General features: G+C 65.2%; 28 protein-coding genes. 16 read left to right on the top strand and 12 right to left on the bottom strand.

Translation table 11 applies throughout. The features are described from left to right. Positions 1-28: 28 nt before the first annotated feature. The gene (locus VGN66_RS10865; protein ID WP_327518834.1) at positions 29-865 is read left to right on the top strand and encodes a PhzF family phenazine biosynthesis protein; all 837 of its coding nucleotides are present in this window, start codon (positions 29-31) and stop codon (positions 863-865) included. 58 nt (positions 866-923) lie between these two features. On the opposite strand, the gene VGN66_RS10860 is transcribed toward VGN66_RS10865, so the two are convergent. Continuing rightward, positions 924-1,388: an outer membrane protein gene (locus VGN66_RS10860; protein WP_327518833.1), complete on the bottom strand. Its 465-nt coding sequence runs from the start codon at positions 1,386-1,388 to the stop codon at positions 924-926. A gap of 156 nt (positions 1,389-1,544) precedes the next feature. After that, a complete protein-coding gene (gene rlmN / locus VGN66_RS10855) occupies positions 1,545-2,729 on the bottom strand; it encodes a 23S rRNA (adenine(2503)-C(2))-methyltransferase RlmN (protein WP_327518832.1) in 1,185 nt (394 codons plus the stop codon). Positions 2,730-2,913: 184 nt separating this feature from the next. Between rlmN and VGN66_RS10850 the strand changes: the two genes are divergently transcribed. Then, on the top strand, positions 2,914-3,315 hold the full coding sequence (locus tag VGN66_RS10850; protein ID WP_327518831.1) for a DUF4168 domain-containing protein: 402 nt from the start codon (positions 2,914-2,916) through the stop codon (positions 3,313-3,315). Positions 3,316-3,336: 21 nt separating this feature from the next. Here the strand turns inward: VGN66_RS10850 and VGN66_RS10845 are convergent, their stop codons facing one another. Both VGN66_RS10845 and VGN66_RS10840 read right to left on the bottom strand, forming a co-directional pair. Beyond that, on the bottom strand, positions 3,337-3,801 hold the full coding sequence (locus tag VGN66_RS10845; RefSeq protein ID WP_327518830.1) for a hypothetical protein: 465 nt from the start codon (positions 3,799-3,801) through the stop codon (positions 3,337-3,339). Next, positions 3,798-4,424 carry a histidine phosphatase family protein gene (locus VGN66_RS10840; protein WP_327518829.1) on the bottom strand — a complete coding sequence of 209 codons (627 nt, stop codon included), beginning with the start codon at positions 4,422-4,424 and terminating at the stop codon, positions 3,798-3,800. Before VGN66_RS10840 ends, VGN66_RS10845 begins: the two co-directional genes overlap by 4 nt. Before the next feature lie 133 nt (positions 4,425-4,557). On the opposite strand from VGN66_RS10840, the gene VGN66_RS10835 reads away from it, so the two are divergent. Both VGN66_RS10835 and dnaN read left to right on the top strand, forming a co-directional pair. Further along, complete coding sequence (locus tag VGN66_RS10835; protein WP_327518828.1) at positions 4,558-5,214, top strand: outer membrane protein; 657 nt, start codon at positions 4,558-4,560, stop codon at positions 5,212-5,214. Between the two features lie 147 nt (positions 5,215-5,361). After that, positions 5,362-6,465, top strand: coding sequence for a DNA polymerase III subunit beta (gene dnaN / locus VGN66_RS10830; protein ID WP_327518827.1), 1,104 nt, complete (start codon positions 5,362-5,364; stop codon positions 6,463-6,465). Between the two features lie 31 nt (positions 6,466-6,496). Here dnaN and VGN66_RS10825 read toward each other — a convergent pair whose 3' ends face one another. Both VGN66_RS10825 and VGN66_RS10820 read right to left on the bottom strand, forming a co-directional pair. Then, positions 6,497-7,156 carry a hypothetical protein gene (locus VGN66_RS10825; RefSeq protein ID WP_327518826.1) on the bottom strand — a complete coding sequence of 220 codons (660 nt, stop codon included), beginning with the start codon at positions 7,154-7,156 and terminating at the stop codon, positions 6,497-6,499. Next, the gene (locus VGN66_RS10820; RefSeq protein WP_327518825.1) at positions 7,149-7,361 is read right to left on the bottom strand and encodes a helix-turn-helix transcriptional regulator; all 213 of its coding nucleotides are present in this window, start codon (positions 7,359-7,361) and stop codon (positions 7,149-7,151) included. The genes VGN66_RS10825 and VGN66_RS10820 overlap by 8 nt, the downstream gene beginning before the upstream one ends. A gap of 134 nt (positions 7,362-7,495) precedes the next feature. Here VGN66_RS10820 and VGN66_RS10815 point away from each other — a divergent pair, with 134 nt between their 5' ends. The 6 genes from VGN66_RS10815 to VGN66_RS10790 all read left to right on the top strand — a co-directional run bounded on the left by VGN66_RS10815 (position 7,496) and on the right by VGN66_RS10790 (position 14,537). Beyond that, positions 7,496-8,245, top strand: coding sequence for a Coq4 family protein (locus VGN66_RS10815; RefSeq protein ID WP_327518824.1), 750 nt, complete (start codon positions 7,496-7,498; stop codon positions 8,243-8,245). A gap of 53 nt (positions 8,246-8,298) precedes the next feature. Continuing rightward, positions 8,299-9,363: a DNA replication/repair protein RecF gene (gene recF, locus VGN66_RS10810; RefSeq protein ID WP_327518823.1), complete on the top strand. Its 1,065-nt coding sequence runs from the start codon at positions 8,299-8,301 to the stop codon at positions 9,361-9,363. Between the two features lie 83 nt (positions 9,364-9,446). Then, the gene (locus tag VGN66_RS10805) at positions 9,447-11,054 is read left to right on the top strand and encodes a GNAT family N-acetyltransferase (RefSeq protein WP_327518822.1); all 1,608 of its coding nucleotides are present in this window, start codon (positions 9,447-9,449) and stop codon (positions 11,052-11,054) included. A gap of 58 nt (positions 11,055-11,112) precedes the next feature. Beyond that, the gene (gene gyrB, locus VGN66_RS10800) at positions 11,113-13,638 is read left to right on the top strand and encodes a DNA topoisomerase (ATP-hydrolyzing) subunit B (protein WP_414713203.1); all 2,526 of its coding nucleotides are present in this window, start codon (positions 11,113-11,115) and stop codon (positions 13,636-13,638) included. An 87-nt stretch (positions 13,639-13,725) separates the two neighbouring features. Then, the gene (locus tag VGN66_RS10795) at positions 13,726-14,133 is read left to right on the top strand and encodes a septal ring lytic transglycosylase RlpA family protein (RefSeq protein ID WP_327518820.1); all 408 of its coding nucleotides are present in this window, start codon (positions 13,726-13,728) and stop codon (positions 14,131-14,133) included. A 56-nt stretch (positions 14,134-14,189) separates the two neighbouring features. Beyond that, positions 14,190-14,537 carry a hypothetical protein gene (locus tag VGN66_RS10790; protein WP_327518819.1) on the top strand — a complete coding sequence of 116 codons (348 nt, stop codon included), beginning with the start codon at positions 14,190-14,192 and terminating at the stop codon, positions 14,535-14,537. Positions 14,538-14,695: 158 nt separating this feature from the next. Here the strand turns inward: VGN66_RS10790 and VGN66_RS10785 are convergent, their stop codons facing one another. The 3 genes from VGN66_RS10785 to VGN66_RS10775 form a co-directional block, all read right to left on the bottom strand. Then, a complete protein-coding gene (locus VGN66_RS10785; RefSeq protein ID WP_327518818.1) occupies positions 14,696-15,988 on the bottom strand; it encodes a homoserine dehydrogenase in 1,293 nt (430 codons plus the stop codon). Between the two features lie 95 nt (positions 15,989-16,083). Then, positions 16,084-17,034: an isopenicillin N synthase family dioxygenase gene (locus tag VGN66_RS10780; protein ID WP_327518817.1), complete on the bottom strand. Its 951-nt coding sequence runs from the start codon at positions 17,032-17,034 to the stop codon at positions 16,084-16,086. A gap of 159 nt (positions 17,035-17,193) precedes the next feature. Continuing rightward, entirely contained in the window at positions 17,194-17,688 is a 495-nt protein-coding gene (locus VGN66_RS10775) for a hypothetical protein (RefSeq protein WP_327518816.1), read from the bottom strand. A 103-nt stretch (positions 17,689-17,791) separates the two neighbouring features. Here VGN66_RS10775 and VGN66_RS10770 point away from each other — a divergent pair, with 103 nt between their 5' ends. The 4 genes from VGN66_RS10770 to VGN66_RS10755 all read left to right on the top strand — a co-directional run bounded on the left by VGN66_RS10770 (position 17,792) and on the right by VGN66_RS10755 (position 20,455). Further along, entirely contained in the window at positions 17,792-19,036 is a 1,245-nt protein-coding gene (locus VGN66_RS10770; RefSeq protein ID WP_327518815.1) for a multidrug effflux MFS transporter, read from the top strand. Between the two features lie 76 nt (positions 19,037-19,112). Beyond that, complete coding sequence (locus tag VGN66_RS10765) at positions 19,113-19,454, top strand: DNA primase (RefSeq protein WP_327518814.1); 342 nt, start codon at positions 19,113-19,115, stop codon at positions 19,452-19,454. A 118-nt stretch (positions 19,455-19,572) separates the two neighbouring features. Further along, a complete protein-coding gene (locus VGN66_RS10760) occupies positions 19,573-19,989 on the top strand; it encodes a biopolymer transporter ExbD (RefSeq protein ID WP_327518813.1) in 417 nt (138 codons plus the stop codon). Between the two features lie 67 nt (positions 19,990-20,056). Then, positions 20,057-20,455: an acyl-CoA thioesterase gene (locus tag VGN66_RS10755; RefSeq protein ID WP_327518812.1), complete on the top strand. Its 399-nt coding sequence runs from the start codon at positions 20,057-20,059 to the stop codon at positions 20,453-20,455. Here the strand turns inward: VGN66_RS10755 and ppc are convergent. Continuing rightward, positions 20,452-23,127 carry a phosphoenolpyruvate carboxylase gene (gene ppc, locus VGN66_RS10750; protein WP_327518811.1) on the bottom strand — a complete coding sequence of 892 codons (2,676 nt, stop codon included), beginning with the start codon at positions 23,125-23,127 and terminating at the stop codon, positions 20,452-20,454. The genes VGN66_RS10755 and ppc overlap by 4 nt on opposite strands. A gap of 172 nt (positions 23,128-23,299) precedes the next feature. Between ppc and glpX the strand changes: the two genes are divergently transcribed. After that, positions 23,300-24,268, top strand: coding sequence for a class II fructose-bisphosphatase (glpX, locus tag VGN66_RS10745; RefSeq protein WP_327518810.1), 969 nt, complete (start codon positions 23,300-23,302; stop codon positions 24,266-24,268). Continuing rightward, complete coding sequence (locus VGN66_RS10740) at positions 24,268-25,011, top strand: CPBP family intramembrane glutamic endopeptidase (protein ID WP_327518809.1); 744 nt, start codon at positions 24,268-24,270, stop codon at positions 25,009-25,011. The genes glpX and VGN66_RS10740 overlap by 1 nt, the downstream gene beginning before the upstream one ends. Here VGN66_RS10740 and VGN66_RS10735 read toward each other — a convergent pair. Then, entirely contained in the window at positions 24,983-25,753 is a 771-nt protein-coding gene (locus VGN66_RS10735; protein ID WP_327518808.1) for an ABC transporter permease, read from the bottom strand. The two genes, VGN66_RS10740 and VGN66_RS10735, sit on opposite strands and share 29 nt — an antisense overlap. Further along, entirely contained in the window at positions 25,750-26,688 is a 939-nt protein-coding gene (locus VGN66_RS10730; RefSeq protein WP_327518807.1) for an ABC transporter ATP-binding protein, read from the bottom strand. The genes VGN66_RS10735 and VGN66_RS10730 overlap by 4 nt, the downstream gene beginning before the upstream one ends. Between the last annotated feature and the right edge of the window lie 32 nt (positions 26,689-26,720).

The following is a 26,720-nucleotide window of genomic DNA, read 5'->3' as shown; positions in this document are numbered from 1 at the left end:
TCCCGTGCGGAAATCGGGAGAGACGAACATGAAGCTGGATCTGGTCGATGTCTTCGGCGCGGATGCCAACACCGGCAATCCGCTGGCGGTGGTGCATGATGCGGCGGCGATGGATGCCGATGCGATGCTCGCGCTCACCCGCTGGCTCGGCTTTTCGGAAACGACCTTCCTGATCCCCGCGACCGATCCGGCGGCGGATTATCAGGTGCGTATCTTCTACCCGGCGGGCGAACTGCCCTTTGCCGGGCACCCGACGCTCGGCACCTGCCATGCCTGGCTTGAGGCCGGCGGCGTGCCGCGAGATCCCGGCCGGATCGTCCAGCAATGTGGTGTCGGACTGGTCCCGATCGCGCGGACAAGCGACATGCTGTCCTTCCGCGCGCCGCCGCTGGCCCGCTCCGGACCGTTGAGCGACGCCGAACGCGCCGAAGCCGCGCGGCTTGCCAATGTGCCCGCCGACGCGATCGTCGATGCGGTGCACGCCGATAACGGGCCGGGATGGCAGCTGCTGCGGCTGCGCTCGGCGGCAGATGTGCTCGCAGTCGACCCGCCCGCGCGTGCGCCGGCGGGCACCGATATCGGGCTGGTCGGCCCGCATCCTGAGGGGAGCGAAACCCCGTTCGAGCTGCGCGCCTTCTTCACCGACGGCAATGGTCGGCTGGTCGAGGACCCGGTGACCGGCAGCCTCAACGCCGCGACCGCGCAATATCTGTTCGGTGCGGGGCTGGCGACGGGCAGCTACACCGCTGCGCAGGGCCGCATGACCGGATGCGACGGACGCGTCGAAGCGCGGATCGACTCCGACGGTCATGTCTGGATCGGTGGGCGCACCGCGACCGTGGCGCGCGGCGCGGAACTCGAGTGAAACAAAAAGGGCGGACCTTTCGGCCCGCCCTTTCCGATTGTCGTTCCGATCGAAGCGATCAGAAGCGCAGGCCGACGCCGACGCCCGCGAAGTTCACGTCCGGACCTTCGACCAGGGTGCGGCGATACTCGACCTTGGCGTAGACCTTCTCGCCCAGGTTGTGCTGGTAGCCGGCACCGGCGAACGCGCCGTCGTCGCCGTCGGCGAAGCCGTACCCGCCGAGCACATAGGCGCGGCCAGCGTCGCCAACCTTGGCGCCAACGCGACCACCGATGGTCCAGAACACGTCGGTATCTTCAGCAAGGACCTTGTCGGCCGCAGCTTCGACGCCGATGAACGCGGTGTCGCCCAGGTCGAAGTCATAGCCGACTGCGACGCCAGCAAATGCTTCTTCAGCGCCTTCGGCCCATGCGATGCCGCCACGGACTTCGACGCGGGCTTCGCCCGGTGCAGCGTCCTGAGCGAACGCGGGCGCGGCGACGGTGGCGGCAGCAAGCGCCGCAAGAATAGCAATCTTACGCATACAAAATTCCCCAAGCAGGATGTTGTTTTTGGTTCCGCAACACGATGTTGCGACACCGTAACTAGGGATGCAGTGCGTGAGTTACAAGAGTAACACGGTTCATTTTTGCAACGACATGATCAACCTGTTGCACATCAGCAACAGCTGCATAAATGACTAACCCAGCGCGGCTTGTTTCTCGTCCGCCAGCCGGTCGAGCTCGGCGCGGCTCTTCTTCTCGCTCGCGGTCTTGAGCTGGCCGCACGCCGCGTCGATATCGCGCCCGCGCGGGGTGCGCGCCGGGGCAGAGATGCCCGCACCGAACACGATCTCCTGAAACGCGCGGATCCGCTCGGGCGTCGAGCATTCATAAGGCGCGCCGGGCCACGGGTTGAACGGGATCAAATTGACCTTGGCGGGCAGCTTATAGTGCTTGATCAGCCGCACCAGTTCGCGCGCATCGGCGTCGCTGTCGTTCTTGTCCTTCAGCATCACATATTCGAACGTGATGCGGCGGGCATTGTTCGCGCCGGGATAGTCGGCGCACGCCTGCAACAGTTCCTCGATCCCGAACTTGCGGTTGAGCGGCACGATTTCGTCGCGCACTTCCTTGGTCACCGCGTGGAGCGAGACGGCGAGGTTGACCCCGATCTCCTCACCGGCCCGCGCCATCATCGGCACAACGCCGCTGGTCGACAGGGTGATGCGGCGCTTGCTCAACGCGATACCGTCGCCGTCCATCACGATCTTCAGCGAATCGCGCACATTGTCGAAATTATAGAGCGGCTCGCCCATCCCCATCATCACGATGTTGGTCAGCATCCGCCCCTCGGGCTGGCTCGGCCATTCGCCCAGCGCGTCACGCGCCAGCATCACCTGTCCGACGATCTCGCCGGGCTCGAGGTTGCGGACGAGGCGCATCGTGCCCGTGTGGCAGAAACGGCAATTGAGCGTGCAGCCGACCTGGCTCGACACGCATAACGTTCCCCGATCCGCGTCGGGGATGAACACCATCTCGTAATCCTGCCCGTCATCCGACCGCAGCAGCCATTTGCGCGTGCCGTCGGTCGACACCTGTGCCTCGATCACCGCCGGGCGCGAAATAACGAAGCGCTGCGCCAGCCAGGGCTGCATCGTCTTCGAGATGTCGGTCATCAGGCTGAAGTCGGTAACACCGCGATTATAAATCCAGTGCCACAGCTGCTTTGCGCGCAACTTGGCCTGTTTCGGCTCGAGCTGTGACGTCTCCAGCGCCATGCGCAGGTCCGCCTTGGACAGGCCGAGCAGGTCGATGCGGCCATCGGCGCGCGGCTTCAGACTGCGCGGAACGGGCACGGGATCGATGTGCCCGGCGATGGACATCAGGGGAGTCGAGACTGATTGCATTGCGCGCATATAGCGAAAGCGAGGGCGCATTTCCATGCCCCGCCCATCCCGGGGCAGCAACGGCTTACCGAGGAAGGGTTGCGATTGCGGTCTCCCGTCGGGAACCTTGGCGCGTGCGCGTCCTTTGACGCCTTTGAATGCAACCAATTGGAGCAGTAACTTGATCACCCTGACCCATGCAGCGCTAGCCGCCGGCGTTCTGTTCGGCACCCCCGCCATCGCGCAGACGACGCCGCCGGCTGCCCCCGCCCCCCAGGCCCAGACCGCAGCCCCGGCGCCAGTGACCGACGAGGAAGTGACCAAATTCGCCCGGGCAGCGCTCGCCGCTGATGCAGTGACCAAGGACGCGTCGATTCCCGCCGCCGACAAGACCGCAAAGATGACGGAGGCAGTTACCGGCGCTGGCCTCGACACCGGTCGCTTCAACCAGATCGCGACGCTGGCTCAAACCGACCCGGCGGTGAAGGACAAGGTTCAGGCCGCAATCATCGCAGTGCGCGATGGGCCGCAGGCAGCCGTCCCCGCACCGGCCGCCAGCCCAACTCCCGGCGGGCAGCAGTAAAATGGCAGCGGCTGCGCCCGGTTAACGCCGCGCGCAGCCCATTGCCGCCGCGTCGATCGCGGTTGCCGCGCCCTTGAGCGCATAGACATCGGCAAAGGCGCCGCCGCCGCGCGCGACGCTCTCGACACTCATCGAACGGCTCGACCGAATCGCCGCGACGATCGCCCGGTCGGTGCGAGCATCCGGCGCCCACGCGTCGCTCGCCCCGGCGATCAGCTCGAACCGGCGCTCGCCAATTGCCAGCGTCACCTTGGCGCGCGGGTCACGCGCGCGGCTAAGCCGGACATGGACCTGGTTGCGCGCCTGCGAACGGGGCCAGTTGGCGATGCTGGCAAACGCACCTGCCCCGCCGCGCACCGGCTGCCCGATTGCGTAGCAGCGGGCGGGCGCAGCGTCACGAAACGCTCCCCAGCTATCGAACACGCCCAGCGACTCGCGCCCTTGCCCCTGCGCAACAAGGGCCGTGGCGAGAAGGAGCGCGATCATGTCGGCGCCCGTCCGCTGCCCAGGTGGACCACCGTCTCTTCGCCGCCCTCGATCATGACCACCGATCCTTGCGGCAGTCCGAGCGAGATCGGCGCCGCGAACTCGGGATGCACGTCCCGTCCCGTCATCACGCCGCGCAGCACGCGGCTGGAGATGCCATGCATGATGATCAGCCGGTCGCCCGGATCGTCATGCGTGTCGGCGAGCCAGGCAGAAACGCGCGCGGCGATCTCCGGATAGGTTTCACCGCCGGGCGCCGGATGGAGCAGGCCGGTCGCGGCAATGACCGGCAGCTCACCCGCGACCAGCTCGGCATAATAGCGCCCGCCCCAGCTGCCCATGCCGATCTCCGTCAGCCGCGGATCATGCCGCGCTGCGTGCCAGTCGAGTTCCAGATGTTCGGCGATCACCGCCAGCGTCTGCAGCGCACGCCCGGTATCGGATGCCCACAGCGTCAGCGCCGGCGCCCGACCGAGCAGCGCCGCCAGCGCCTGCCCCATCTCGTCCGCCTGCGCGAAGCCGGCGCGGGTCAGCGGCGTGTGCAAATGTTCGCCCTGCAACCGGCGTGCGGCGTTGAACACCGTCTCGCCATGTCGCGCGATGAAATCCCGTCCCTTGCGCATCGCCAGACTGATTGAGTGCCCTGTGGCACAAAAGCAACGGTTTTCCGTGTTTATCCAGCGTTCATGCAACTTGTGCGGCGCAGCGTCATTAGAGCCCCCGACCCGTGAATGGGTTGAGTTAAGGAGTTTCAGTATGCGTATCGCAATTGCAGCCGCGCTGGCCGCATCGACCATGATCGCCACCCCGGCCTTCGCCCAGGACACCGATCCGACCTTCACCGGCTTCCGCGCCGGCGTCGTCGGCGGCTACGACATCCTGCGCCCGGGCAGCAGCGAAGACAGCGACATCGATGGCGACGACCAGAATGTCGACGGCTTCCTCTATGGCGTCGAGCTGGGTTACGACATCGGCGTCGGCGGCGCAGTGGTCGGCGTTGAGGCCGAGCTGTCGGATTCGACCGGCAAGGTCGAGTCGCGTTCGACCGATCCCAACTTCTTCGGCTTTGGTGAAGTCGGTGCCGGCCGTGACATCTATGTCGGCGTGCGCGCCGGTGTCCTCGCTTCGCCGACCACGCTGGTCTACGCCAAGGGCGGCTATAGCAATGCCCGCCTGAACGTGCTCGCGACCGACGGCACGACCGAACTGCGCGAAAATTTCGAGCTGGACGGCTGGCGCATCGGTGCAGGCGTTGAGAAGGCGATCGGCACCAACAGCTACGCCAAGCTCGAGTATCGCTACTCGAACTATTCCAACGCGAATTTCGAGTATCGCAACGGCGCGATCACCGAGGATTTCGACATCGACACGGACCGTCATCAGGTCGCAGTTGGCGTCGGCTTCCGCTTCTGAGCGGACTGCCGTCCACAAATGAATGCGGGGAAGGGCTGGAGCGGCTTGCTCCAGCCCTTTTTCACGTTAAGGATATCTCGAACTTCCGACGGCAATTCGGGCGCCGTCAGTTGATTATGGGCGTCCGCCCGGGGGTTTGGAATACACATGAAAGCGACGATCGAACGCGCCACGCTCCTTCGGGGCCTCAGCCACGTCCAGTCGGTGGTCGAGCGGCGCAATACCATCCCCATCCTGTCCAACGTGCTAATCGAGGCATCGCTGGACGGATCGCTGCGCCTGATGGCGACCGATCTCGACCTGCAGATCGACGAAACGGTGCCGGCAGCGGTGGATCAGGCAGGCGCGATCACCGTGCCTGCGCACACGCTGTTCGACATCGCACGCAAGCTGCCCGAAGGGTCGCAGGTCGAGCTGACCGCGGCCGACGGTAAGATCAAGGTCAATGCCGGCCGCGCGAAGTTTGAGCTCGGCACGCTGCCGCGCGACGATTTCCCGGTGATTGCGGAGGGCGAACTGCCCACCGTGTTCGAGCTGCCGGCCGAAACGCTCAAGCAGATCATCGACAAGACCCGATTCGCGATCTCGACCGAAGAGACGCGCTATTATCTCAACGGCATCTTCCTACACGTCGCCGACGACATGCTGAAGGCTGCCGCGACCGACGGCCACCGCCTCGCCCGTGTCACCGTGCCGCGTCCCGAAGGCGCCGAAGCGATGCCCGACGTGATCGTGCCGCGTAAATGCGTGGCCGAGCTGCGCAAGCTGCTCGACGAGGTCGACGGATCGGTCGGCGTGTCACTGTCGGGATCGAAGATTCGTTTCGACCTTGGCGCAGCGATCCTGACCTCGAAGCTGATCGACGGCACCTTCCCCGATTACAGCCGCGTCATCCCGACCGGGAACGACAAGATCCTGAAGATCGACCCCAAGAGCTTCATGCAGGGCGTGGACCGCGTCTCGACCATCGCGACGGAAAAGACCCGCGCGGTGAAGATGGCGCTCGACCGCGACCGGATCACCTTGTCGGTCACCAGCCCCGACAATGGCACCGCGGCCGAGGACGTGCCGGGCGAATATGCCGCACAGCCGTTCGAGATCGGGTTCAACTCGCGCTATCTGATGGACATTCTCGGCCAGATCGAAAGCGATCTGGTCGAAGTCCACCTCGCCGACGCCGCTGCGCCGACGCTGATTCGTGAGAATGATAAGTCGCCCGCGCTCTACGTGCTGATGCCGATGCGGGTGTAAGGATTTGGTGCCGCTGTGGCGGCACCCATTCCTATAATTCGCCAAGCCCGCGACGCGTGCCGATGACTGCCGAGGCGACAAGATAGGTCCCCATCAGCACGGTCACCATCGTCCAGCTGTCGATATCGGCGACAAGCACGAGCTTGGCGAGCACTGCCCAAACGAACAGCGCCAGCTGCAAGCCAAAGAAGCACCACGCGCCCGCGATCATCGAAACCTGGCGAACCATCTCGTCGCTTTCGCGAAACACACGCCAGTTGAGCCAGGTCTGGAACGCAAGCACCAGCAAGATCACCACCGCGGCCAGCATCCGCGCGCTGTCGGTCAGGCCAAGATGCACGACCACCGGGGGCGCAGCGAGGAGCGGGCCAGCGAGCATCAGCACATAGGCCTGCCGCCGCAGCCAGGGCAGCGACTCGGCGTCGGCTGGCTCGGTCCCCGGCTGCCGATAGGCGACGATCTTTCGGTAGCGATCGATGTTGCCGGTCATGAACGCCATAAACCCGCCCAGCACCAACAACATCAACGCGATGGCGAGCGACGCGAACTCGGCAACCGTCCAACGCTCGACACCCGTTTCCATGACGAAATAAGCGCCGCCAAAGCCCATCGCCGCGCCGAACACTGCGCCGATCGTCGCTTCGATCAGATGCCGGGTCCACCTCTTCTCGCGGCTCAACGGCTCAGTCACGGGCGGGTGCGATCCAGTCATCGAGGAAGATTTCATCGACTGCCACTCCAAAGATTTTCGCCATCCGCAACGCCAGCGGCAGGCTGGGGTCATATTTGTCGGTCTCGACCGCATTGATAGTCTGACGCGAGACGCCGAGCAGCCGGGCAAGGTCACCCTGACTCAAGTCCGCCTCGGCACGCAGGACCTTGAGCCGATTGTTCACAACTTCTGTCCAGAGGTCTTGTCCATATGACAAGAGTTCTTGTCATAACGGCGAACGGCCTGTCAAGAGGTCTTGTCATGCTTGCACTGCGGCCGGTAATCACTTATTGACACGATTGTCAGTAAGGACGGTCTATGGCGACGCAAGCAATCGACTGGAGCAAACCCCGCAGGCGCGAATGGGGGACCGCGCTGGCCGCGCTGCGCCGCCTGCTCGCCAATGGCGATGATACCGTGCAGGTGTTCCGCATCATGCGCGCGCTGAACGGCGACACGCTGGCGCGCAACTACCGCAGGCTGCTCACCACCCCCGAAGGCGGGCGGATCGCCTACCGCCGGACCGAACTCGCCGAGAAATTCTCCGACCACGCATGGCTCGAGTCGCTGCCCGCAGGCAGCGTCGGCGCGGCCTATCGCGCCTTCCTCGACCGCACCGGCTATTCAGCGCAGGGGCTGGCCGATGTCAGCTATGCCGATGCTGATGTCGAGCGCGGGATCGAACATCCGCACGCTTGGTATGGCCGGCGTGAGCGCGACGTCCACGATATCTGGCACGTGATCACCGACTACCAGGCCGACGAGCCGCTTGGCGAGGCTTGCCTTGTCGCCTTTTCCTACGCGCAGACCGGCGGCCTCGGCTGGGCATTCATCGCGGTCGGAGCGGCGCTCAAGAGCTTGCGCGTCACCGGATCGCGCAGCTTCGCCAAGGCGGTGCGCGAAGGCTATCGCCACGGCAAGGCCGCACGCTGGCTGTCGGGCGAGGATTATGAACTGTTGCTCGCCGAACCGCTCGATGCCGTTCGTGCGCGGCTGAACATCGGCGACCCGGCGCTGTACCGCGCGGCACAAGCCGAATTGCGCGACAAGGGTCTGATCGGGATCTAGCGCCTCCCCCGCAGGCGCTATCGCGCGGCGAGCGGGACCGCTAAGGCGCAGCGATGGCCCTCACCCGCCTTGTCCTGACCGACTTCCGCAATCATCGCGACACGATCCTGACCCCCGGGCCGGGCTTCGTTGTGCTGGCGGGGGACAATGGCGCGGGGAAGACCAATGTGCTGGAGGCAGTCTCGCTGCTCGCCCCTGGCCGCGGGCTGCGCCGCGCACCGCTGACCGAGATGGCGCGGCAGGGCGGAAATGGCGGGTTCGGGGTGGCGGCCCAACTAGATGGTGAGATCGAGATCGGCACCGGCACGCAGGCCACAGCGCCGGAACGGCGAATCGTGCGGGTCAACGGCGCCACCGCCGCTGCGACCTCGCTCGGCGAATGGCTGACCGTGCTGTGGCTCACCCCCGCGATGGACCGGCTGTTCGCCGAGCCCGCGAGCGAGCGGCGACGCTTCCTCGATCGACTGGCGCTCGCGCTCACACCCGGCCACGCGCATCACAGCGCGCGCTACGAAGCCGCGATGCGCGAGCGTAACCGGTTGCTCGGCGCGGAGGAACCCGCCGATCCCGATTGGCTCACCGCGCTTGAAGCCCGCATGGCCGAACATGGCGCAGCGATCGACACCGCGCGCCGCGACACCGTGGCGCAGCTTGCCGAAGCCCTTGCCGGACAGCCCGAAGGCCCGTTCGCACGCGCCGGTCTGGCAATCGAGGGCGACGACGCCAGCGACCTCGCGGCCCGCCTGCGCTCGGGCCGGGCGCGCGATGCCGCTGCGGGGCGCACATTGGTCGGGCCGCATCGTCAGGACCTCGCGGTTACGCACCTGTCCAAACGACAGCCGGCGCATCTCTGCTCGACCGGAGAGCAAAAGGCGCTGCTGCTCGCCATCGTCCTTGCCCATGCCGAACTGGTCGCGGCGCGGACGCAGCGCGCGCCGATCCTGCTGCTCGATGAGGTCGCCGCCCATCTTGATCCTTCGCGCCGTGCGGCGCTGTTCGATCGGCTTGCAGGGCGGGGACAGGTGTGGATGACGGGTACCGAGCCGGGCCTGTTCGCGAACATGCCGGGCCCGCTCCGCCACTATCGCGTCACGCGCGGAACGCTCGACGAGAGGTGAGCGCCCATCTTGTGCCAAGTACCGGCGACTGAACTTTTTCAGATCGCGTGCGTATCGAAGGCTGTTGAAGAACCGGAGCATCGATGACCAGAGCCACCCCCGCCAAGCTCGAAATCCGCAACGCGACGCCTGAAGACATCCCCGGCATCCTCGCGCTGACTCGCAAGACCTATCGTAACGTCGACAATTACAGCGTCGGCATGATCCGCGGACATATCAACAATTATCCAAGCGGCGTATTCGTCGCGCTCTATGAAGGTGAGGTGGTCGGCTATTGCGCCGCGAGCCGGATTGACGAGGAAGTGGCGCTCGCCCCGCACGATTGGGAATCGATCACCGGCAACGGATTTGGCAGCCGCCACGATCCCACGGGCGACTGGCTCTACGGCTATGAGATGGTCGTGGCGTCGAAGCAGCGCGGATTGCGCATCGGCAAACGGCTATACGACGCGCGCCGTGTGCTGGTCGAGCGCCTCGAGCTTAAGGGAATCGTGTTCGGGGCGCGGATTCCCAATTACCGCCGCTTGATGGCCAAGGTTGACGGTCCCGCCGATTATATCGAGCGCGTCGTCGAGGGCGAGATCCGCGATCCCACGATCGGTTTCCAGATCGCCAACGGCTTCCGCCCGATCGGCGTGCTTCCCGACTATTTGCCGGAGGACAAGCCATCCGGCGGCCATGCCGCGCACATGATTTGGCGCAACCCCTATGTCGATCCGAACGAGCCGCCGACCCATCGCGTGCCGCGCGACATCGAAAGCGTGCGCCTCGCGACCGTCCAGTTCCAGGCACGCGCCGTGAAGGATTTCGACGAATTCACGCGCAACGTCGAATATTTCGTCGATGTTGCGGCAAATTATCGATCAGACTTTGTCGTCTTTCCAGAGCTGTTTACCCTGTCGCTCCTGTCTTTCGAGGGCCGCGACCTCTCCCCCGCCCAGGCGATCGACCGGCTGACCGGCTGGCGCAAGCCGCTGGTCGAGAAGCTGTCGAATCTGGCCTTGTCCTATAATGTCAACATCATCGGCGGGTCGCACCCGACCTATACCGAGGATGGCGAGATCCAGAATGTCGCCTATGTCTGCCTGCGCGATGGCTCGGTCCATGCGCAGGAGAAGATCCACCCCACCCCAGACGAGGCCTATTGGTGGCGGATCAAGGGCGGCGACAGCGTCGATGTGATCCAGACCGACTGCGGCCCGATCGGCGTTCTGATCTGCTACGACAGCGAGTTTCCCGAACTCGCCCGGCGGCTGGTGGACGAGGGCGCGCGGATCATCTTCGTCCCCTTCTGCACCGATAGCCGCCAGGGCTATATGCGCGTACGCTATTGCGCGCAGGCCAGGGCGATCGAAAACCAGTGTTTCGTCGTCATGAGCGGAAATGTCGGCAATTTGCCGGGCGTCGAGAACATGGACATCCAGTATGCGCAAAGTTGCATCCTGACTCCGTGCGACTTTCCGTTTGCGCGCGACGGCATCGCCGCAGAGGCGAGCGAGAATATCGAGACGCTGACGATCGCCGATGTGAACCTTGCCGACCTGACCTGGGCACGGGCGGAGGGCACGGTCCGCAACCTCACCGATCGCCGTTTCGACCTCTATCGAATCGACTGGACGCAAAGCCCCCGTGGCGAGCAAAAGATGCCGATCGGCCATGGCCATGAAAAGAAGGGGCCGGGCGGGGGGTAAAGCGCCGTGCAGGCCCATTTTGCTTCCGTTTTGTGACCGCTGATCCTATATGCCGGGCATGGCATCCCAAGACGATAAAACCCCCGAAAATACCCCCAACGCAAACGCCTATGGCGCGGATAGCATCAAGGTTCTCAAGGGCCTCGACGCGGTGCGTAAGCGGCCGGGCATGTATATTGGCGACACCGATGACGGGTCGGGTCTGCACCACATGGTGTTCGAGGTCAGCGACAACGCGATCGACGAGGCGCTGGCCGGGCATTGCGACAGGATCATTATCCAGCTGAATGCCGATGGCTCGGTTTCGGTCGAGGATAACGGCCGCGGCATCCCGACCGGCATCCATAGCGAAGAAGGCGTATCGGCGGCCGAGGTCATCATGACCCAGCTGCACGCGGGCGGTAAGTTCGAGAATACCTCGGACGACAACGCCTACAAGGTGTCGGGCGGTCTGCACGGCGTGGGCGTGTCGGTGGTCAACGCGCTGTCCGAGTGGCTCGACCTCAACATCTGGCGCGACGGCGAAGAGCATTATATGCGCTTCGCGTTCGGCGATGCAGTCGCCCCGCTCAAGGTTGTCGGTCCGGCCGTCGACGAGAACGGCAACCCCAAGAAGGGGACGCGCGTCACCTTCCTCGCCTCGCCCGCAACCTTCAAGATCACCGAATATGATTTTGAAAAGCTCGAGCATCGCTATCGCGAGCTGGCGTTTCTGAACTCTGGCGTCCGCTTGTTTCTGCGCGATGCGCGGCACGAGGAAGTCAAGGAAATCGAGTTGTTCTACGAAGGCGGGATTGCCGCGTTCGTAAAATATCTCGATCGCAACAAAACGGCGCTGATGCCCGACCCGGTCGCGATCGCCGGAACCCGCGACGACGTCACGATCGACGTCGCGCTGGAGTGGAACGACAGCTATTACGAAAATGTCCTCTGCTTCACCAACAACATCCCGCAGCGCGACGGCGGGACCCACCTCGCCGCCTTCCGCGCGGCGTTGACCCGCACGATCAACAATTATGCGGACAAGTCGGGGCTGTTGAAGAAGGAAAAGGTCACCCTCACCGGCGACGACATGCGCGAAGGACTGACCGCGATCGTGTCGGTCAAGCTGCCCGATCCGAAGTTCAGCAGCCAGACCAAGGACAAGCTGGTCAGCTCAGAGGTGCGCCAGCCGCTCGAAAGCCTGATGGCCGACAAGATGAGCGACTGGCTGGAAGAAAATCCCGCTGTTGCAAAGCAGATCATCCAGAAGGTGATCGACGCCGCCGCCGCGCGTGAGGCGGCGAAGAAGGCGCGCGAACTGACCCGGCGCAAGGGCGTGATGGACATCGCCTCGCTCCCCGGCAAGCTCGCCGATTGTCAGGAGCGCGATCCCGCCAAGTCCGAACTGTTCCTGGTCGAGGGTGATTCGGCAGGTGGATCGGCGAAGCAGGGCCGCGACCGCCATTTCCAGGCGATCCTCCCCCTGCGCGGCAAGATCCTGAACGTCGAGCGCGCGCGCTTTGACCGGATGCTGTCGTCCAAGGAAATCGGCACGCTGATTCAGGCGATGGGCACCGGCATTGGCCGCGACGACTTCAACCTCGAAAAGCTGCGCTACCACAAGATCGTCATCATGACCGACGCTGACGTCGACGGCGCGCATATTCGCACGCTGCTGCTCACCTTCTTCTACCGCCAGATGCCCGAGATCATCGAAGCCGGGCATCTCTTCATCGCTCAGCCGCCACTGTACAAGGCGACCAAGGGCCGGTCGGAAGTGTATCTGAAGGACGATGCCGCGCTCGACGATTATCTGGTCGAGGCGGGGGTCGGCGGCAACCGGCTGGAGACTGCCGCGGGGACGCGCTTTGGCGACGACCTTGCCGGGCTGGTCGACCATGCCCGCCGCATGAAGACGCTGATGCGCTATGTCCCTCGCCGCTATGATTCCTCGATCATCGAGGCGCTGGCGCTGGGCCGTGCGCTCGATCCCGAAGCGACGCGCGAGCAGCGCGCCGAGCGGCTGGCGGCAGTGACGCAGCGGCTCGACCTGACCGATGCCGATGCGCGCTGGACCGCGCGGGTGACCGAGGATGGCGGCTTCCACTTCGAGCGCTGGTGGCGCGGCGTTACCGATCATCACATCATCGAAGCCGCGTTCCTGATCTCTGCCGAGGGACGCAAGCTCCACACGCTCGCCGCCGAACAGGCCGACAGCTACGCACAGGTCGCCAAGCTCGTTTCGGCAAAGGCAGCGCAGGCGGAGGACGCCGCTCCCGCCACCGAGGGCGACGAAGATCTCCCCGTCGCTGCGGCGAAGGGCGAGACGCTGGTCGCGCGGCCGAGCGAATTGCTCGACGCGATCCTCGCTTCGGGCCGCAAGGGCCTGTCGATTCAGCGCTACAAGGGGCTGGGCGAGATGAATGCCGAACAGCTGTGGGAAACCACGCTCGACCCGTCGAACCGGTCGATGCTGGTTGTCCAGGTCGATCAGGCCGATGTCGCGGATGAAATCTTCACCCGCCTTATGGGCGACGTGGTCGAACCGCGCCGCGAGTTCATTCAGGAAAATGCGCTCAGCGTCGCCAATCTCGACGTTTGATCGCAGAATCCAAACAGAGCGGCGCTGGACGGATTGCCGTCCGGCGCCGTCTCTGTTTCACAGGCGGTCCGAACGAGGGGCTGGGACATGTGGGGACTCATTGCTGGCAGTTTGCTGCTCGCCGCCGCGCCCGTCGCGGCGCAGGATGCTGCGCCCGCCGCCCCTGCCCCCGCGTCCAGCGTGCTCGCGAGCGGCATGGCCAGCTTCTATGGCGACGCCCATGCCGGCAACCGCACCGCGAGCGGTGAACGCTTCGACCCCGACGGGATGACCGCCGCACATCGCAGCCTGCCCTTCGGCACCAGGCTGCGCGTGACCGATCCGTCGACCGGGCGCAGCGTGATCGTCCGCGTCAACGACCGCGGGCCATTCCACAAGAGCCGCATTCTCGACCTGTCCGAAGGCGCCGCACGCGAACTGGGCATCGTCCGTCGCGGCCGCGCGGTGGTCGAGATTGCGCTGGCTGACACTGCGGAAGCGACCGCAGCCGAGTAATTCCCGTTTCGGGTACGTAAGGTCCATGCTATCATCGCACCGGGAGGTCTGATGCCATGTCCCTGTTGCTGCTTGCCCTCGCATTCCAGTCCGGCGCCGACGACGCGGCGATCCGCACCTATCGCGAGAAGACGCGCGCTTCGATTCCGTGTCAGAAAACCGCCGATCCCGACGAGGTGACGATCTGCGCGTTGCGAGAAGCGGACAAGAAGTACCGCGTCCCGTTCATCACCGCCCGCGCGGTCGACAACCGGCCTGCCGAGACGGCACGGGTGCTGGAAGACACGATGTTCCAGTGCGGCGTGTCCGGACCATTTCTCACGCAATGCGGCGGGATGGTCGGAGTGACCGTCGGTGTCGGGTTCGACGGCAAGGTGGTGCGCAAGCGCGAACCGGCGCCTTAGCCAAACAATCCTCCCCCGCCAGGGGGAGGTGGCGCCGAAGGCGACGGAGGGGGAGGATGGGAGTGACCTATCGCCTCAATCCGTCGTGCTTCCGCCCCCTCCGTCAGCTACGCTGACACCTCCCCCTGGCGGGGGAGGATTGATCAGGAAATCGCTTCTCACTCGCCGAGGATATGCATCCACATCGGCTCACCCGCGAGGCTTTGTGACCCGCGCAGCTTCTCGAGCGCCTGCGCGACACAGCGCTCCGGCCCCTCATGCGTCACGATCGCCAGCAGCACGCTGCCGTCGGCGATTGCGCCGCGCTGAATCAGCGATTCGATCGACACGCCCGCGTCACGCATCGCCGCCGCGATCTCCGCCAGCACGCCGACCTTGTCGGGCACGGTAAAGCGCAGATAGGCGCGGCTGCGGCGCTCTCCGGTGGGGGCGGCGGGTTCCTTGGCCAGGCTGGCGGCCGGCATCGCATAGGGCGGGCCGAATTCGGTCCGCGCGATGTCGATCAGGTCGGCGACCACCGCGCTTGCGGTCGGGCCGTCGCCTGCACCGGCACCCTGGAAAAGCAGACGGCCGACAAAATTGCCTTCGGCAACCACCGCATTGGTCGCGCCGGTGACGTGCGCCAGCGGGTGGGCGAGCGGGACGAGGTGCGGATGGACGCGCTGGAACAGTCCGTCGCCGTTCAGATCGGCAATGCCGAGCAGGCGGATGCGATAGCCCAGCGCCGCCGCTTCGGCGATGTCGGCGGCGAGCAGGTGGCGGATGCCGCCGATCGCAACATCGCCGAATGCCGGCTGGGTGCCAAAGGCGAGGCTGGCAAGGATCGAGAGTTTGTGCGCGGCATCGACGCCGTCGATGTCGAAGCTCGGGTCCGCCTCGGCAAAGCCCTTGGCCTGCGCCTCCGCCAGCACTTCGGCGAAGTCGCGACCCTCGGCCTCCATCTTGGACAGGATGAAATTGCAGGTGCCGTTGAGGATGCCGTAAACGCGGTCGATCACATTCGCGGCAGCACCCTCGCGCAGCCCCTTGATGACGGGCACGCCACCCGCGACCGCCGCCTCGAACTTCATCGGCGTGTCGGCCTGTTCGGCGACATGCGCGAGTTCCAGCCCATGATGCGCGATCATCGCCTTGTTGGCGGTGACCAGCCCCTTGCCCGCCGCCAGCGTCGCGCGGGCGAGTGCCAGTGCCGGGCCGTCCGATCCGCCGATCAGCTCCACCACGACATCCGCGCGCGGATGCTGCGCCAGATCGCGCATGTCATCAACCCAGTCGAACCGGGTGATATCAACGCCGCGATCCTTGGTCCGGTCGCGCGCGGAGACCGCGACGATCTCGATCGGCCGCCCCGCGCGGCGCGCGATCAGATCAGCGTTGGCGTCGATCAGACGAATGACACCCGCGCCCACCGTGCCAAGGCCAGCCAGTGCAACGCGGAGCGGTTCAGTCATGTCTTCATCCCTGTAAGCGGCAACGGCCCGGGCATCGCCCGAGCCGACTGTGCCGCCCATACCCCCCTCCCTTGCCGGGAGGGGAGATATTTTTTCTATTTCTTCGTCAGCCCGATCTCGGCCAGGCGTTCGGCGAGATAGTCGTGCGCGGTGATCGGCGGCTCGCGCTCCGGGTTCTGCGCGGTCACCGTCTGCGGCAGCGCCTTGATCAGAAAATCGGGCGCGGGGTGGAGGAAGAAGGGCATCGAATAGCGCGAATGGCCGCGCCGCTCGACCGGAGGGTTGACCACGCGGTGAGTGGTCGACGGCAGAACATGGTTGGTCAGCCGCTGCAGCATGTCGCCGACATTGACCACCAGCGCACCTTCGGGCGGCTTGACCGGCAGCCACTCGCCATCCTTGTCGAGCAGTTCGAGCCCGGCCTCTTCCGCGCCGAGCAACAGCGTGATGAGGTTGATGTCCTCATGCGCGCCTGCGCGGACATTCGGCGCATCCTCGGTCACCGGCGGATAATGGAGCAGGCGCAGCACCGAATTGCCGTCTGCGACCGCATGATCGAACCAGTCGGGCGCAAGGCCAAGATGGACGGCGATCGCCGAAAGCAGCTTGTCGCCGGCCGTGTCGAATGCCGCGAACAGCTCGATAAATGTCTCGCGGAAGCCCTCGGGCTGGTCGGGCCAGATATTCGGCGCCATCAGTTCCGAGAAACGGTGGCCCGCCGCCAGCTCGCGGCCGATATGCCAGAATTCCTTGAGGTCGACATGAGTCGCGCCCTTGGCGATCTCGGTCTTGAACGGGGTATAGCCGCGCGCGCCGCCGCCGCCGGCGACGAAATAGCTGCGCTTCACATCCTCAGGCAGGTCGAAAAACGCCTTGGTCATCGCCCAGGCACGATCGACTAGGTCCTGCGGAATGCCGTGATCGGCGACCATCGCAAAGCCGAACCGCTCGAACGAGCCACCCAATGCGGCGGCAAATCCCTGCGGGTCGCTGGCCTGATCGGCGAGGCTGACGAGCGGAACCTGGGCGAGGATGGTATCGGGCATTTCAAAGCGACTCCGGGAAACGATTCCGGTTCAGATAGTCGCTTGCGTCACGAACGAACAGAGGCGGGAAACTCCGGATTGAAGGCGCGGGAGAGGCGCGGGTGCCGTGCGCCCCTCCCGCTGCGCCGTCCGCCTGCGCGTGGACGGCGTATAGCAAGATTAGTTGCCCGAAACGGTCAGCGTCCCACGGCTCTTCGCATCGCCCGTGCTGTCGATCTTGAGCGTATAGGGGCTGCCCGACTTGGTCTTGCCGGTCAGTTCGTCGCGGTTGCCGGTGACGGTGAAGCCCGCCCCCTCCATCTGCTCACGGAACCAGTCGCGCACGCGGGTCGCCTCGGCCGGCGCGTCAAAGGTGACGTTCACGCCGCCCGACTTGGTGCCGTCCTGGCGGTCGTCGATATTCAGGCTGGCGACGGTCGCGCCGGGATAGAGCTTGACCCCGTCGACCTCGAAATTCTCCGCACCGATGTTGAACTTGGGCAGCTTGATCGAGCCCTCGAACCCGGGGACTTTGACCGATACCTTGCCGTCCTTGTCCGCTGCGGCGGTGACCGACCCATTGTCGCCCTGGATCGAAATGCTGGTCCCATCACCCTCTCCGCCACAGGCGGCGAGCGCGGCGGCGAGCGGAAGCACAAGCCAGATAGGTTTCATCACAAACTCCACGCGTGTTATTTGAGCAATACACTATCGCGCTTTAGCGCACAGGTCAAATCCCGGGGGTGACGCTTTGGTTGCAATGCGGCATGGGCGGCGCATGGACGTGCGTACCCAGACTTCGCAAGCCGCCGCGCCGGAAAACCGGTCTCCCATCCCGATGGGTGAGTTCGTGGCGCTGATCGCATCGATCATGGCGCTGACCGCGCTTGGCATCGACTCGATGCTGCCTGCCCTGCCCGCGATTGCCGATCAGCTGGGGGTAAGCGAGCCGAACCACCGCCAATATGTGATCACCGCCTTCATGCTGGGCTTTGCCTTCGCACAGCTGGTCCACGGCCCCCTTGCCGACCGCTTTGGCCGCAAGCCGGTGATCGGAGTCGCGCTGGCATTCTATGTCGTGACCAACCTGATTGCAGCGAGCGCGAGCAGTTTCGAACTGCTGCTGGTCGCGCGCGCGGCGAGCGGTGCGGCGGTTGCCGCCGGACGCGTCGTGACCGTGGCGCTGGTGCGCGACTGTTTTCAGGGGCGGGCGATGGCGCGGGTGATGAGCCTTGCCTTCATGACCTTCATGATCGTCCCCGTTCTGGCGCCCGCCTGGGGCCAGCTGATGGTGATGATCTTTGGATCGTGGCGGCTGATCTTTGGCGGAATCGGGATCGTCTCGGCGCTGGTGCTCACCTGGTTCCTGTGGCGAATGCCCGAGACGCTGGATCCGGCATCGGTCAACCGGCTCGACCTGCGCGAGATCTGGCGGGGCTATCGCATCATGTTCCGCGACCGCTGGGCGGTGGGATACACGTTCGCGACCGCTGCGATTTCCGGCTGTTTCTTCGCCTTCATCGGCTCGATCCAGCAGATCGTTTATGACGTGTTCAAGCGCCCCGAGCTGCTGACGGTCGTGTTCGCGTCGATCGCCGGGCTGATGGCGGCGAGCGCCTTTGCCAATTCGCGGCTGGTGATGCGGTTCGGGATGCGCTTCCTGTCGCACCTCGCCATCGTCGTCACGACGTTGCTCGCCGCGATCCACCTCGCGATCATCCTGTTCTACGGGGAGACCTTGTGGATCTTCATCGTGCTGCAGGCGCCGATGATGGCCGCGATGGGCCTCGCCAATTCCAATTTCTCGGCGATGGCGATGGAGAATATGGGCGAGATCGCCGGGCGCGCATCGAGCCTTCAGGGCTTTATCTCGACATTGGGTGCGGCGGTGATGGGCGCAGTGATCGGTCAGGCGTTCGATGGGACGACCGTGCCGCTCTATATCGGCTTTACCACGCTCGGCCTGACCGCGCTGGCCATCGTGTTTGTTACCGAGCGCGGCAGGTTGTTTCGCCGCAACTGAAGGCGTCCGTCGCACCGCACGGAACCAGCCGACCCCGCCCGCCGTTCGCGTCTCCAGTTAGATACAGGAGATGGCGATGGGTGGTCACCAGGTGCAAGGTCATGGAACCGGCGACGACGGTTATGACGAAGACGGCTATGACGAGAGCCAGCGCGCGGAGATTCTCGAGGCGACGGTCGGCGGCCCGGGCAACGGCACGCTGCTGACCGATCTGGCCCCCGACCTTGGCGCGGATGTCGATGCCGATGAGGACGAGGATGAGATCCTGATGGTCGCGGACGAGACCGCCGATGAAGAGATTGGCGATCCCGACGAGGACGATGATGCGATCGAGGACTCGCTTCAGACGGAGTTCGACACTGGCGAGGTCGATAAAGACGATCTCGACGATCCCGAGGCAGCGGCGCTCAATCCATAACGCCGCGATTTACCCGGGGCGCAGCGTTTCTGCGCCCCGGCACTTCCCCGCACAATTCAGCTTGCCACGGGCGTTGAATATGCCATGATACATCATCTCTTATTGAGAGGAGGTATCGATGCCCCGTGCACTTGCCTATAGCCGCGCCAGCGAAGACGAACCGTTCAGCGCGCTCAACATAACCCCGTTGATCGATGTCATGCTGGTGCTGCTGATCATGTTGATCGTCACCATCCCCAGCCTAACGCACAAGGTTTCGGTGGATTTGCCGCAGGGGGAAGGCAAAGCGCTCCCCGCCCTGCCCCATCAGCTCGACATCACCGCCGACGGATCGCTGCTGTGGGACGGCACGCGCATTTCCGACGCGCAGCTTCCGGCTTTGCTGAAGGCGCAGGTCGCCGCCGACACGGCGCTGCTGGTCAAGACCGACGAAGCGGCCCGCTATGCGCGGTTCGACGCGATCCTGGCGCAGGTAAAGCGGGCCGGCATCAGCAAGCTCGCCTTTGTCGGGCATGAGCGGATGAAGATCGACTAAGCCCCCTCGCAGGAGGATCGTGCCGCCGACGCTTCCACGGCCCGCGATCCTCCTCTATTCCGCCTGCATGAAGCGCTTCACCCGCACGATAACCGCCGCGCCCGAAGACATTGACGAGCTGGGCCATGTCAACAACGCGGTCTGGGTCCGCTGGATTCAGGATGTGGCTGTGGCGCATTGGGCCGCCGTCGCCCCGCCCGAGCACCGCGACGCCTATGTCTGGGTCGTGACCCGGCACGAGATCGACTATCGCGGCAATGTGGTGGCGGGCGAGACAGTGTCCGCCGAGACCTGGGTTCCGGAGCCGCCCAAGGGCGCGCGCTTCGACCGCCATATGCGCTTCACCGGCGCCGATGGGCGGGTGAAGGTGGAGGCGGTGTCGACCTGGGCGATGATCGACCGCGCCACCGGGCGGCTGGTGCGGGTGCGGCCCGAAATCGCAGCCCCGTTTATGGGCGATGCCTAGCCCGAATTGCGCAGCGCGGTCGCGATCGCGTTGATCGACAGCAGGATGCCCTGTTCGATCTTGGGATCGGTCTCGCCCGCGCGATGGCGCTTGAGCAACTCGACCTGCAGCAGGTTGAGCGGCTCGATATAGGGCAGCCGTAGCTTGATCGATGTTTCGAGCGCCGGGTGCTTTTCGAGCAGCCGCGTCTGGCGCGTCACTTCGAGCAGCTGGTCGTGCGTCGTGCGCCAGCCATCGCGGATGCCGCCGAAAATCCCGTCGGCGAGCGCGCGATCCTCGACCAGCGCGGCGTAGCGCTCGGCAATGCCCATGTCGGACTTGGCCAGCACCATCTCCATGTTCGCCAGCGTCGAGGCGAAGAGCGGCCAGCCCGCCGCCATCTCTCGCAGCAAACCGCGATCGGGGAAGGCGGCCAGCGCATGGCCGACGCCGTACCATCCGGGCAGCATCACCCGCGCCTGCGCCCAGCTGAACACCCAGGGGATCGCGCGCAGATCCTCGATCGCGTCGCTCTTCTTGCGGCTTGCCGGACGGCTGCCGATCTTGAGGCCGGCAATCTCGGCGATCGGGGTCAGCTGGCGGAAGAAGGTGGTGAAGCCGTCGGTGCCATAGACCAGGTCACGATACGCCTTGAACGCGGTCGTCGAGAGCTGCTCCATCGCGCCTTCGAACCGCGCGGCGTCGGCGTCCGACAGCCGCTGCGGCTCCAGGCTCGCGAGCAGGGTGGCCGAGGCCATTGCTTCGAGGTTGGTCTGCGCGCTTTCCCGCGTGCCGTATTTCGCCGCGATCACCTCACCCTGTTCGGTGATGCGAATGCGGCCCTGCACCGTGCCGGGGGGCTGCGCCTGAATCGCGGCGAACGACGACCCACCGCCGCGCCCGACCGCGCCGCCGCGACCGTGGAACAGCTGCATGCCGACTCCAGCTTCCTCGAACACCGGGCGCAGCGCGGTCGATCCTTTGCTCAGGCCCCAGGTCGAGGTCAGGTAACCGCCGTCCTTGTTCGAATCGGAATAGCCGATCATCACTTCCTGATGCCCGCGCTTGCCCGCAATGGCCGCAACCTCGGGCAGCGCGAACCAGGCGCGCATGATGTCGGGCCCGGCGTCGAGATCGCCGATCGTTTCGAACAGCGGCACCGCCATGATGTGCGCGACCGCCGGTTCGCCGGGGATATACAGACCGGCTTCCTTGAGCAGAACATGCACTTCGAGCAGGTCCGACACCGACTGCGCCATCGACACGATATACTGGCTGATCGCCGCGCGGCCGTAGCGGGCGTGAACCTCCGCTGCGGCGTTGACGATCGCCAGTTCGGACGCGGTCTCGTCCGAATAGGTCGTATAGCGGCTGGTGAGCGGGCGCGGGCTCGCGAGTTCGCGGCGCAGCAGCGCAATCCGCGCCTCCTCGTCGAGCGCAGTGTAATCGGCCTCGACCCCGGCGACCTTGAGCAGCTCGGCGACGACGCGCTCATGCACCGCGCTGTTCTGCCGCATGTCGAGCGTGGCGAGGTGGAAGCCGAAGATGTCGACGGCGCGGATCAGGCGACCCAGCGAGCCGCTCGACGCCAATGTTTCGCCACCTTGCGCCGCCAGCCCCTTGGCGATGGCCGACAGGTCGGCACGGAACGCCGCCGGATCGGGATAGCGTTCACCCTTGAGCGCGCCCGGACGCGACGGCGCCTTGCCGGTCAGGTCGCGATAGGTCGCGGCGAGGCGCGCATAGATACCCGAAATGGCGCGGCGATAGGGCTCGTCACTGCGGCTCGCGGCATCGTCGCCGCTGGCATCGGCGAGCGCCTGCACCCCGGCATCGATCTGCGCATGATGCGCCGAGATCGAGATTTCGGCACCGAGCGCGTGGACCGCGTCGAGATAGTAAGCGAGCACCGTCTCGGCCGAGCGCGCCATGGTGAGGCGCATCGAATCGGCAGTAACGAACGGGTTGCCGTCGCGGTCGCCGCCAATCCAGTTGCCGGGGCGCAGGAATGCCGGAACGCGGCTGCCCAACGCGCGGTCCCAGCGGGCATAAAGCGCGGGCAGGGTCGGCAGGAATACGTCGCGGAGATAGGACAGCACATTTTCGATCTCGTCAGCGACATAGAGCCGCTCGAAGCGCAGCACGCGGGTCTGCCACAGCAGTCCGACCTGCCGCACGATCGCCTCATCGACCAGATCGCCGTCCTGCGTTTCGGTGACGCCCTGATCCTTCAGGCGCATCAGTTCGGCGATGCGGTTGCGGTGATCGAGCATCGATTTGCGCCGCACCTCGGTCGGGTGCGCGGTCAGCACCGGGGCGACCAGCGCTTCGGCGAGCAGCTCGGCGATCCGCTCACGCCCGATGCCATGTTCCTTGAGCTTGGCCACCGCATGCTCGATATCCGCGCCCGGTTCGGCGGCGATGCCCTGACGGTCCTCAGCCAGATTGGCGAGCATCGAGAACAGCATGAAGCTGCGCACGAAATCGAGCGTCTCGTCGAGGCTGAGGCGGTCGAGGCCCGGATCGATCGAGTCCGCCCCGGCAATGCCGCGATGCCGGTCGACCGATGCCGACCGGATATATTCGATCCGCCTGAACAGCGCCTCTCCACCATAAGCGCGGATCACGTCGCCAAGGACGCGACCAAGAAAACGGACATCGGGATTGTTGGTGATGGGAGGTGCGCTAGCCATGCCGCGCGTGCTGCACTGCAAGATGGATCGCGTCAACGAGTCCGTAACGTCAGTTACCATTCCGGCGGTGATGCGAATTTGCTGGCGATGACAGCGTTGGCGGGCATCGACAAGCCTTGCCCACCCCCCTATCGCCCCCCTCAATCAAGGCAGAAGAGGACAAGCCAGCCCCATGCAGACCGCCAGCCAGGTTCTCGACCGCGTACTCGTCCTCGAAATGGTCCGCGTGACCGAAGCCGCCGCCATCGCCGCATCGACGCTGACCGGGCGCGGCGACGAAAAGGCCGCCGATGCTGCCGCCGTGGAGGCGATGCGCGCCTCGCTCAACGAGCTGTACATGGACGGCACCGTCGTGATCGGTGAGGGCGAGCGCGACGAAGCGCCGATGCTGTATATCGGCGAGAAGGTCGGATCGGCGCCGGGCAAGGGGCCGAAGATCGACATCGCGCTCGATCCGCTGGAAGGCACCACGATCTGCGCCAAGGCGGGTCCAGACAGCCTCGCCGTCCTCGCCATCGCCGAGGAGGGCAATCTACTCAACGCCCCCGACGTCTATATGGACAAGATCGCGGTCGGCCCCGGCTATCCGTCTGAGGTGATCGACCTCGACCGGTCGGTGACCGAGAATATCCGGGCCATTGCAGCGGTGAAGGGCGTCGAACCGCATGAGATCATGGCCTGCGTGCTCGACCGCCCGCGCCATGAAAAGCTGATCGCCGAGCTGCGCTCGCTCGGCTGCGGCGTGGTGCTGATCGGCGATGGCGATGTTGCCGGGGTGATCGCGACAACCAATCCCGACACCACGATTGACGTCTATATGGGCCAGGGCGGCGCGCCCGAGGGCGTGCTGGCCTGTGCGGCGCTGCGCTGCGTCGGTGGCCAGTTCAAGGGCCGCCTGCTGTTCCGCAACGAGGATGAGCGCGCCCGCGCCCGCAAATGGGGCATCACCGACCTCGACAAGCAATATGACCTGTCGGAACTGGCCAAGGGCGATTGCATCTTCGCCGCGACCGGCGTGACCGACGGATCGCTGCTCGCCGGCGTCAAGCGCAAGAAGGGCAAGATGACGACCGAGAGCGTCGTAATGCGCGCCAGCAGCGGCACGGTGCGCTGGGTCAAGGGCGAGCATCGCATCGATTGATGGGCGTCGCGCTTCTCGACGCCTTTTTGTTGATCGCGCTGATCGGCGCGTATCTCTGGTATATCCGCGGCGACCGCAGCGGGCAGGCACCCGCCGACCGCATCACCAGCTATCGCCGCTGGATGCGCCGCGCGCCGCTGGCATTCGGGGCGAGTGCGCTGGTGGCGCTGCTGCTCACGGGCCGCTGGGATGCGATCGCGGTGCTGCCGCCCGAATTTGCATCGCTGGTCCCCGCCGCGCGGCGGCTCGCAGGGTTCGGCGGCAATGTCCTGCACCTCAAGATCGCGGTGCTGGCCGGGTTTGCCGGCGGGGCGGTGATCGGGCTCGGCATTGCGTGGTGGCGCGCACGCGCAGGCAAGCGCCAGTTGGTCGCGGGCAAGTTCGCCGCTTTGCTGCCCCGCACCCCCGGCGAGACCGGCTGGACTGCCGCGCTTGGGGTGACGGCGGGTGTGGTCGAGGAGCTGTTCTTCCGCCTCGCCTTGCCGCTGTTCGCGGCGCTGGTCACGGGCGATGCGCTGCTCGGCATGGCGCTCGCGACCGCGTTGTTCGCCTACGCCCATCGCTATCAGGGCTGGGCGGGAGTCGCGGCATCGGCGCTGGTCGGCGTGACGGTCGCGATCCTCTACCTCGCCACCGGCCAGCTATGGTTCGCGATGCTGGTCCACGCGCTGCTCAATCTCAACGCGCTGGTCCTGCGACCCTTGCTCGTGCCCGTCAGTTCTTTAGCCGCCAGCCGGTCTTGAAGATCCAGCCGATCACGGCGAGACAGACGATCAGGAACGCGGCGGTGAAGCCCAGGCTCACCCCGATCGCGACATCGCCCTTGTCGAAGAACGCCCAGCGGAAGCCGCTGACGAGATAGACGACCGGGTTGGCGAGGCTCACCGTGCGCCAAGGTTCGGGCAGCATGTTGATCGTGTAGAAGGCGCCGCCGAGGAAGGTCAGCGGGGTGACGATCAGCGCCGGGACGAACGACAGCTGCTCGAACCCCTTGGCCCAGATGCCGATGATAAAGCCGAGCATCGAAAAAGTGACTGCGGTCAGCACCAACATCGTCATCATCATGAACGGATGCGCGATCGGCACATCCACGAACACCATCGCGGTGAACAGGATGATCAGGCCGATCGCGATCGATTTGGTCGCCGCCGCGCCGACATAGCCGATCACCATCTCCCATGCGGTCACCGGGGCGGAGAGCAATTCGTACACCGTGCCGGTGAACTTCGGAAAGTAGATGCCGATCGAGGCGTTCGAGATCGACAGCTGCAACAGGCTCATCATGATCAGGCCGGGCACGATGAAGCTGCCATAGGCGACCCCGTCCAGCTCCTGCATCCGCGACCCGATCGCGCCGCCGAACACGACGAAGTAGAGCGCGGTGGTGATCACCGGCGTGACCAGACTCTGCCACAAGGTGCGCAGCGCGCGCGCCATTTCAAAGCGATAGATCGCCCACACGCCGTGATGGTTGAAACCCTTCACGCCGCTTCCTCCTGTTTGGCCGCCACAAGGTCGACGAAAATGTCCTCAAGGCTCGACTTGGACGTGTCGAGATCCTTGAACGCGATGTTGAGCTCGGCGAGCTTACGCAGCAGCGACGGGATGCCGGTGCGCTCCGCCTGCGCGTCGAACGTGTAGCGCAGCCGCGTCCCTTCGTCGGTCAGGGCCAGTTGCCATTCGGCGAGATCGTGAGGAATGTGGTCCATCGGCTCGACCAGCGCGATGTCCATTTCGCGCTTGCCGAGCTTCTTCATCAGCACCGCCTTGTCCTCGACCAGCAACAGCTCGCCCTTGTTGATCACCCCCACCCGGTCGGCCATTTCCTCGGCCTCCTCGATATAATGGGTGGTCAGGATGATCGTCGTGCCGCGTTCGCGCAGGCGGTGGACCAGCTTCCACATGTCGCGGCGCAGTTCGACATCGACGCCCGCGGTTGGTTCGTCGAGGAACAGCACTTCGGGCTCATGCGCCAGCGCCTTGGCGATCAGCACACGGCGCTTCATTCCGCCCGACAGTTCCATGATCTTGGAGTTGCGCTTGTCCCATAGCGACAGGTCTTTCAGCACCTGTTCGATATGAGCATCGTCGGCGGGGCGGCCGAACAGGCGGCGGCTGTAGCGGGTGGTCGCCAGCACGGTTTCGAACATGTCGACCGACAATTCCTGCGGCACCAGACCGATCATCATCCGCGCGGCGCGCGCATCGGAGATCGCATCGTGGCCGCCGACGGTGATCGTGCCGGACGAGGGCGTCACGATCCCGCAGATAATGCTGATCAGTGTCGTCTTGCCCGCGCCATTCGGGCCGAGCAGCGCGAAAATCTCGCCCTTGTTGATCTCGAGATCGACCGCGCCCAGCGCCTGATGCCCGGAGGCATAGGTCTTGCTGACGCCCCGGACGGAAAGTATCGGCTGCATGCATGGCCCCCGCATGTGGAGGGCGCCATCTA

The sequence above is a fragment of the Sphingomonas sp. genome (genome assembly GCF_035998645.1).
In the GTDB taxonomy this organism is placed as follows: Bacteria; Pseudomonadota; Alphaproteobacteria; order Sphingomonadales; family Sphingomonadaceae; genus Sphingomonas.
This window is presented reverse-complemented; position numbering and strand designations above follow the sequence as displayed.

What these genes read in the sequence shown, in the direction of transcription:
- VGN66_RS10865 (WP_327518834.1), top strand. Translation starts at nt 29, where the DNA reads ATGAAGCTGGATCTGGTCGATGTCTTCGGCGCGGATGCCAACACCGGC.
- VGN66_RS10860 (WP_327518833.1), bottom strand. Translation starts at nt 1,388, where the DNA reads ATGCGTAAGATTGCTATTCTTGCGGCGCTTGCTGCCGCCACCGTCGCC.
- rlmN (WP_327518832.1), bottom strand. Translation starts at nt 2,729, where the DNA reads ATGTCCATCGCCGGGCACATCGATCCCGTGCCCGTTCCGCGCAGTCTG.
- VGN66_RS10845 (WP_327518830.1), bottom strand. Translation starts at nt 3,801, where the DNA reads ATGATCGCGCTCCTTCTCGCCACGGCCCTTGTTGCGCAGGGGCAAGGG.
- VGN66_RS10840 (WP_327518829.1), bottom strand. Translation starts at nt 4,424, where the DNA reads ATGCGCAAGGGACGGGATTTCATCGCGCGACATGGCGAGACGGTGTTC.
- VGN66_RS10835 (WP_327518828.1), top strand. Translation starts at nt 4,558, where the DNA reads ATGCGTATCGCAATTGCAGCCGCGCTGGCCGCATCGACCATGATCGCC.
- dnaN (WP_327518827.1), top strand. Translation starts at nt 5,362, where the DNA reads ATGAAAGCGACGATCGAACGCGCCACGCTCCTTCGGGGCCTCAGCCAC.
- VGN66_RS10815 (WP_327518824.1), top strand. Translation starts at nt 7,496, where the DNA reads ATGGCGACGCAAGCAATCGACTGGAGCAAACCCCGCAGGCGCGAATGG.
- recF (WP_327518823.1), top strand. Translation starts at nt 8,299, where the DNA reads ATGGCCCTCACCCGCCTTGTCCTGACCGACTTCCGCAATCATCGCGAC.
- VGN66_RS10805 (WP_327518822.1), top strand. Translation starts at nt 9,447, where the DNA reads ATGACCAGAGCCACCCCCGCCAAGCTCGAAATCCGCAACGCGACGCCT.
- gyrB (WP_414713203.1), top strand. Translation starts at nt 11,113, where the DNA reads ATGGCATCCCAAGACGATAAAACCCCCGAAAATACCCCCAACGCAAAC.
- VGN66_RS10795 (WP_327518820.1), top strand. Translation starts at nt 13,726, where the DNA reads ATGTGGGGACTCATTGCTGGCAGTTTGCTGCTCGCCGCCGCGCCCGTC.
- VGN66_RS10790 (WP_327518819.1), top strand. Translation starts at nt 14,190, where the DNA reads ATGTCCCTGTTGCTGCTTGCCCTCGCATTCCAGTCCGGCGCCGACGAC.
- VGN66_RS10785 (WP_327518818.1), bottom strand. Translation starts at nt 15,988, where the DNA reads ATGACTGAACCGCTCCGCGTTGCACTGGCTGGCCTTGGCACGGTGGGC.
- VGN66_RS10780 (WP_327518817.1), bottom strand. Translation starts at nt 17,034, where the DNA reads ATGCCCGATACCATCCTCGCCCAGGTTCCGCTCGTCAGCCTCGCCGAT.
- VGN66_RS10775 (WP_327518816.1), bottom strand. Translation starts at nt 17,688, where the DNA reads ATGAAACCTATCTGGCTTGTGCTTCCGCTCGCCGCCGCGCTCGCCGCC.
- VGN66_RS10770 (WP_327518815.1), top strand. Translation starts at nt 17,792, where the DNA reads ATGGACGTGCGTACCCAGACTTCGCAAGCCGCCGCGCCGGAAAACCGG.
- VGN66_RS10765 (WP_327518814.1), top strand. Translation starts at nt 19,113, where the DNA reads ATGGGTGGTCACCAGGTGCAAGGTCATGGAACCGGCGACGACGGTTAT.
- VGN66_RS10760 (WP_327518813.1), top strand. Translation starts at nt 19,573, where the DNA reads ATGCCCCGTGCACTTGCCTATAGCCGCGCCAGCGAAGACGAACCGTTC.
- VGN66_RS10755 (WP_327518812.1), top strand. Translation starts at nt 20,057, where the DNA reads ATGAAGCGCTTCACCCGCACGATAACCGCCGCGCCCGAAGACATTGAC.
- ppc (WP_327518811.1), bottom strand. Translation starts at nt 23,127, where the DNA reads ATGGCTAGCGCACCTCCCATCACCAACAATCCCGATGTCCGTTTTCTT.
- glpX (WP_327518810.1), top strand. Translation starts at nt 23,300, where the DNA reads ATGCAGACCGCCAGCCAGGTTCTCGACCGCGTACTCGTCCTCGAAATG.
- VGN66_RS10740 (WP_327518809.1), top strand. Translation starts at nt 24,268, where the DNA reads ATGGGCGTCGCGCTTCTCGACGCCTTTTTGTTGATCGCGCTGATCGGC.
- VGN66_RS10730 (WP_327518807.1), bottom strand. Translation starts at nt 26,688, where the DNA reads ATGCAGCCGATACTTTCCGTCCGGGGCGTCAGCAAGACCTATGCCTCC.